We start from the raw sequence: 6,326 nt of genomic DNA on the forward strand, positions 1-6,326 counted from the left end.
TAAAATACAAAAACAATAGTTGCGCCAATTATCTTTAGGCATGTCCTAGATTTCAATCTGCAAGTACGAGAGTTGGTGTCTGAGCTTTACGACCGCTTTGGTTCGTATCTGGGATATCCGCGACTCGGACAGCCCTAACACCTCGCTCGATTCTCTTAGCGTAAGGCCCTCATAGTAGTACAGGGCGATCACCATTTGCTCCTGCTTGCTGAGGCTATCAATGCCCGCCATAAGCGAGTCCCGCATCTCAGTGATTTCGATTACTTCAAGGGGGTCGTGTGAGTTTTTATCTTCAATGCGCTCGCCGAGTGTAACGCCGCCTTCTTCATCCTGGATCACCATCTCATCAAGCGAGAGGAGGTGGAGGCGGCTGACCTCTGCAAGCATACTATTGAAGGATTCGATATCGATATCCAGTTCCTTAGCGACCTCTTCATTTGTTGCAGTTCTGCCAAGGCGTTGTTCTACTTCACAGAATGCTTTTCCTAATTGTTTTGCTTTTTGGCGCATTGATCGCGGGGCGAGGTCGAATGCTCGCAACCCGTCAAGGATGGCTCCTCTGATTCTTGGGATTGCATTTGTCTCGAATTTGATACCGCGATTGTGGTCGTATTTTTCTATCGCGTCGATTAAGCCGAATATGCCGTAACTTACCAGGTCGTCTCTGTCAGCCTCTGGGGGGAGGTTGACTTTAACGCGCTCGGCAACGTATTTTACCAGTGATACATTGCTTTCGATAAGGTCTTCTCTTGCTTGTGGATCGTTATGAACCTTATAGAGCACCCATTTGTTTTGAGTAGCTACTGCCCCGTTCATCGTTCACCGTTTCCGATTTAGTTTGTCTGACTGCTATCACCTTTATCGGTTTCGATCTTTGGGGGCTTAAATGGTTCAAACTCTTTTATTTCGGGTTTCTCGGAATCGCCGGTGAGGACCGTATTTATATCGTCAAGCGGTGGGGAAGTAAAATCAAGGTTCTGTCCTTTTGCTGCAGCTTGCTCGTCAGTCTGGCCGAGTTCTTTACTTATCTCAACCATCGATTTGCGTGCGGCGCTTATGATGACTGAGTTGACTATCGACAACATGGTCCATGTCAGTGTCGCGGTTACTGCAAAGACAAGAAGAAAACGCTGCAGGAGTATGAAGATGATGTCACCGCCGGTAAGCAACGCCATTGAGGTGGATACGAGACTTACGAGGAAGCCAACCAGGATAGTAATTTTGTTAATAGTTCCGTTGGCCATTTAGTTCCTCCTATTAAGACGACGCCTTCTTCCAGCTCGGTCAAGCTGCTCTCTAAACAGCTGTCCGACAATGCGGTCCCTGTCATGCTCGTCGATAAGTGAGAAGTATATGCATAGTAAGCTTTTCCCGTTTATGGGCTCATTTGGTATGCAGCGCATCACCTCGCCAACGAGGCTTACCTGTTGCCCGCCCGCAAGCTCTATCTCTGTGCGAATCGGTGTGCCGGAGGGTAGTTCATCCTCTATCGGGATAACAAAGGCAACGCCGTTTCCGCTTAAGTCCTTTACCGGAGCTTCGATGGCTTCGCTCTCGAAAATATCCTCGGGGCCGTTAAGCGGGCGATATTTTGCCCGTACAAGCGGCCTGGAAAGCCTGAAAAAATCGCGCCGCTGAATATGCGTTGCCTCGTCGGCAAGAGCAAGCGTGAGTTGCACGGGGTCATTCTCAATTGCCACTAATCTCGTAGGGAACCTGAATATGCCGTTCTCGACCGAGCACACGACAAGCAGCTCGGTGCCTACTTTGATATCAAGCGTGCGCGGGTTTTCAATTAAGAGTTCGCACGTTATGCTTTTAGTATCCATCGAGACCGAGCCGATTGAAAATGGCCAGTTCTCGCCGGGCTTTGTCTCGATCATTACAAGAAGCCCTGGTTTAAGAACCTTATGCTTTCTCACTTCTGTTACACCTATCTTTCAAACAATCTGGAAAGAAAGCCGCGAAGCCCATTTCTGCCGACGATTTGCATGTCGTCTGTGCTTACCTGGTCAAGGCTTGCCGCGATCTGTTTAATGCATTTGGACGCCCGTGCGCCCGGATACCCTAGAATAAAAGGCTCTTGTTTTCTGACCGACATGTTGACCGATGGATCGGAGACGATGTACCCGACGGGCTCGATTCTTTTATTCAAGAATTGCCTGGTCGCCATGACTATCCGGCCTGCGATTTCTTGACCCTCTTTTTCGCTGGATACCATGTTTACCACGATTTTTATATCGACATTGGGGTCTCGCTGCGTTAGGACTTTTATCAGCCCATACGCGTCGGTGATCGCTGTCGGCTCTGGCGTGGTGATAATAAGCGCTTCCCGTGCGGCCAGGATAAACGAAATAATGTCTTTAGATATGCCGGCGCCTGTATCTATAAGAGTGATATCCGCTTCGCGCTCGAGTAAAACGAAGCTCTCAAGAAGTTTTTCCTGCTGCGCATCGCTTAAATTTGCTAGTTCAGGAATCCCGGAGCCACCCGGCACTATTTTTATCGAGTGCGGACCGGTCACCAGGATCTCCTGCATCGTTTTATCCCCATCAACGAGGTTCTTAAGATTATATTTCGGGTTAATGCCGAAGAGCACATCTATATTGGCCAGGCCCAGATCGGCATCGAGCAGCATGACCTTCTTACCACGCATAGCAAGCGCAATGCCAAGGTTTGCAACGAGATTACTTTTGCCAACGCCACCCTTACCGCTGCTTATTGCTATTACCCTCGTGGTGAATGTCGATGCCGCGGAGGGCAGAGCAGGGGATGGCTCTACCATTATCTTCGGTGCAGGCTTGGGTGGAGCAGGTTGTGTCGGCAGAGGCTGAACTTCCGCAGGCTGGATGGGAATGGGGGGAAGCGGTTCTGGCTCAACCGGTATAGGTTCAGGCTGAGCGGCTGCTATTACTGTCACAGGTCCCTTGCCCCCAGGGATAATGCTCGATTCGACCGATGGTTTTTCAGGTGTGCTTGCCAGCGGATCAATAATTAAATTGGCCCGCTCTCGCTCTTCTCTTATCTTTTGCGCTAACTCACGAAGTTTCTTAGCTTGGTCGTTCATCTAATGATTCTCCTACGATTAGATTGGCAAGCTTATGTGATTCGGCCACCTCAATATCCTCGGGCACGTTCTGCCCCACGGTTAAATACGCGATGGCCACCTTTGCTTTATGTGCTATGTTAAACATCGTTCCAGGTGTGTTCGTCTCATCCAGTTTGGTAAATATCAGCCGGTTTATCGGCACTACTGAAAACCTTCGTATCGCATTGATCTGGTCCGAGAGCTTGGTGGTCACGCTTAAAACCAGGTGTATCTCATCCGGTGCGCAGACGTTCATCAATCCCATAAGCTCACCCATCTGGGTCTCATTGAGCGGACTTCTTCCCGCCGTATCGATTAGGACGAGGTCCTTATCCTGGTGCCTATCAAGCGCTTCACGCACGTCCTGGCTGTTAAAGACGATCTCGATCGGCACACCGATAATCTCGGCATATGTTTTAAGCTGGTCGACAGCTGCGATCCTGTAAGTATCGGCTGTTAAGAAGACTGCCTTTTTGCCCTCGTAGAGGCAGTAGCGCGCCGCGAGCTTTGCGATGGTCGTTGTTTTCCCCGCCCCTGTTGGCCCGATGAGCGCGATTACTTTTCTCTCGCCGTTTTCGATGGAGAGGGGGGCGCTGACCGGTATGAGCTTTGCCATCTCGCGTACGATCTTGGCCCGCAGGATTTTAGGGGTGGCAAGCTCCGAAGTGCTGAGCTGTTCCTGCACGTTTTTCATGAGCTTTTTCGCCGCTTCGTCCTCGACTTTTGCCAGGAGGAGCCGCTCATAGATATCCAGGAAACACGCGGGCACCTCCTGGAAGAGGGGATCGGTTAATTGGCTTGCAATGGTTTTAACAATTGATTTTATCTCTTCGACTTCGAGCTGAAGCTCGTCAAATCGTTCTTCAAAAACTTCGTTCGTCTCGATAGGGGATGAGCCGTTGCTTTCGACTTCTCGCTCCTTTGGCTCCATTAAGTTAACATCAAGTCCAGCGGTTATCTCAACTGCGTTCTTTTTTACTAAACTAACCGGCCACGACCTTTGCAGGCGACGGGTATGCAGGATAACCGCTTCAGGGCCTAAATCGGACTTGACCTTTGCGATGGCCTCTTCCATATTTGCTGCCTCGTAACGTTTTATTTTCAAGCTAGACTCACCATCCCAACAGATTGTAGTTCGAATTCAGGTGCTATCTCATTGTAAGACAAAACTGCTAAATTAGGCAGCTTGCGTTCAGCAATTTTTCTTAGCGGTCGCCGGATATTCGCGGAGCATAAAATCACAGGCGATCTTCCTTGACGCAGGACTTCCTCCAGCGTGTTGGAGAGGCTCTCGAGTATCTGCTGAGTCTGCGCTGGGTCAAGTGAGATAACAATGCCCTGCTCGGTATACTCGACCGAATCGGCGATCTCTTTTTCTATCAACGGGTCAACTGCTATGATATCGAGTTTACCATCCTCCGACTGATGCTGGCGGCAGATGCTTCGCCCGATCGCCTGGCGTGCGTACTCCGTAAGGATATCGATATTGCGTGTGTTTCGTGCGCTATCGCCCAGCGCCTCTAGGAGCGTAGTCATATCCCTGATCGATACCCGCTCGGCAAGGAGCCCCTGCAGAACCTGCTGGATCTCACCAACGGTTAAAACACCGGGTACGACTTCATCGACAACCACCGGATAGTTCTGCTTGACGTTATCCAGCAGCTGCTGCACGTCCTGGCGGCTTATAAGCTCATGCGCGTATTTCTTCGTGGTCTCCGAGACGTGGGTGATCATCGCCGACGTCGGGTCGACCACTGTGTACCCCATAACTTCGGCCTCCTCACGGCGCTCCGGTGATATCCAATAGGCCGGAAGGCCGAAGGCCGGCTCCTTTGTTTCTGTGCCGTCAATCGTGGCAACCGTCATCCCGGAATCGATCGCAAGCAGTTGATCGAGAAACACGCTCGATCGCGCGATATCCGACCCCTTGATCTTTATACGGTATTCGCTTGGTGCGATCTGGATGTTATCCCGAATCCGAATCGGCGGCACCACATAGCCCAAATCCAGAGCGATTTGGCGCCGCATCAATGTTATCCTGTCAAGAATTTCGCCGCCCTGGTCGGGGTCTACAAGGGGAATAAGGCTGTAGCCTATCTCAAGCTCCATGGGGTCGATTTGCAGCACATCTATTATATTGTCGGATACCGCGGGCGCCTCTTCTTTGACCTCGAGTTCCTTCTCGGCGGTCTCCGCCTTCTTGCTCGCTTGGTTGATAAAATACGACGCCCCTCCGGCTAGTCCACCCATGATAAAGAAGGGGAGTTTAGGGAGCCCCGGTATCATCCCGAAAAGGATGATCAGTACGCCGGTTATCACAAGAGCCCGCGGTTGTGATAAGAGCTGCTTGGAGAGGTCTTGGCCTAAGTCGCTATCCGAGGCGACCCTGGTGACGATGATGCCGGCTGCAGTTGAGAGAAGCAGGGTCGGGATCTGAATGGCTAGCCCCGCGCCGATCGCGATTTGCCCGAAGGTCTGAAGCGACGTCATAAGGTCCATACCCTGCTGCGTAGCGCCCACGACAAAGCCACCGATCAGGTTCACGGCCGCGATGATTATGCTTGCGGTGGCGTCGCCCTTGACGAATTTAGAGGCACCATCCATCGCCCCGTAAAAGTCGGCCTCTCTCTGAACGTTTCGCCGCCTCGTCTTTGCCTCTTCTTCAGTGATAAGACCGCTGTTGAGGTCGGCATCTATCGCCATTTGCTTGCCCGGCATGGCATCCAGAGTAAAGCGGGCGGTGACTTCTGAGATTCGGGTTGTGCCTGTAGTGATGACGATAAACTGTACTATGACCAGAATAATAAAGATAACGATTCCGACGACGAAGTTGTCGCCGATAATAATCGAACCGAACGAGCTGACTACGGCACCGGCCCCCCCGGTTGAGAGGATCGACCTGGTCGTTGAGACGTACAGGCCAAGCCTGAAGAGGGTGGTGACCAGTAGCAAGCTCGGGAACATCGAGAATTGCAGCGGCTCGTTGTTGTACATAGTAACAAGCAACACGACAATTGAGAGTATCAGGTTAAGAACAAGGAGCCCGTCCATCAGGGGGGTCGGGATGGGTATGATAAGCAGCGAAACTATAAGCGCAATAATCAGCGCTAGTATAGCATCACTGAACTTGTTGAACTGTATGAGCCGTGATGTAGTAACTGCTTGGTCTGCTGCCATATCGATTCCGGTTCTAGTTCTACGATGTCTTGCTGTTTATGTATAACTGTTTTATTTATTT

The 6,326-nt window shown here is 50.9% G+C and carries 6 protein-coding genes; all 6 read right to left on the bottom strand.

Annotation, left to right across the window (positions count from 1 at the left end):
- Positions 1 to 45 precede the first annotated feature (45 nt).
- The 6 genes from ACYC56_RS11195 to flhA are packed head-to-tail and all read right to left on the bottom strand — an operon-like array spanning position 46 to position 6,265.
- The gene (locus ACYC56_RS11195; protein ID WP_461374263.1) at positions 46 to 816 is read right to left on the bottom strand and encodes a FliA/WhiG family RNA polymerase sigma factor; all 771 of its coding nucleotides are present in this window, start codon (positions 814 to 816) and stop codon (positions 46 to 48) included.
- A 17-nt stretch (positions 817 to 833) separates the two neighbouring features.
- Entirely contained in the window at positions 834 to 1,244 is a 411-nt protein-coding gene (locus tag ACYC56_RS11200; RefSeq protein WP_461374264.1) for a hypothetical protein, read from the bottom strand.
- On the bottom strand, positions 1,245 to 1,922 hold the full coding sequence (locus tag ACYC56_RS11205; protein WP_461374265.1) for a flagellar brake protein: 678 nt from the start codon (positions 1,920 to 1,922) through the stop codon (positions 1,245 to 1,247).
- A gap of 11 nt (positions 1,923 to 1,933) precedes the next feature.
- On the bottom strand, positions 1,934 to 3,067 hold the full coding sequence (locus ACYC56_RS11210; RefSeq protein ID WP_461374266.1) for a MinD/ParA family protein: 1,134 nt from the start codon (positions 3,065 to 3,067) through the stop codon (positions 1,934 to 1,936).
- Positions 3,051 to 4,193 (bottom strand): flagellar biosynthesis protein FlhF, encoded by a 1,143-nt coding sequence (flhF, locus tag ACYC56_RS11215; RefSeq protein ID WP_461374267.1) that lies wholly within the window; start codon positions 4,191 to 4,193, stop codon positions 3,051 to 3,053. The genes ACYC56_RS11210 and flhF overlap by 17 nt, the downstream gene beginning before the upstream one ends.
- Complete coding sequence (flhA, locus tag ACYC56_RS11220; RefSeq protein WP_461374268.1) at positions 4,190 to 6,265, bottom strand: flagellar biosynthesis protein FlhA; 2,076 nt, start codon at positions 6,263 to 6,265, stop codon at positions 4,190 to 4,192. The genes flhF and flhA overlap by 4 nt, the downstream gene beginning before the upstream one ends.
- Between the last annotated feature and the right edge of the window lie 61 nt (positions 6,266 to 6,326).

It is taken from the genome of Candidatus Aquicultor sp., from assembly GCF_054640775.1.

Bases quoted from the DNA above. Each gene is read 5' to 3' on its own strand.
- ACYC56_RS11210 (WP_461374266.1), bottom strand. From the start codon at position 3,067: ATGAACGACCAAGCTAAGAAACTTCGTGAGTTAGCGCAAAAGATAAGA.
- ACYC56_RS11195 (WP_461374263.1), bottom strand. From the start codon at position 816: ATGAACGGGGCAGTAGCTACTCAAAACAAATGGGTGCTCTATAAGGTT.
- flhA (WP_461374268.1), bottom strand. From the start codon at position 6,265: ATGGCAGCAGACCAAGCAGTTACTACATCACGGCTCATACAGTTCAAC.
- ACYC56_RS11200 (WP_461374264.1), bottom strand. From the start codon at position 1,244: ATGGCCAACGGAACTATTAACAAAATTACTATCCTGGTTGGCTTCCTC.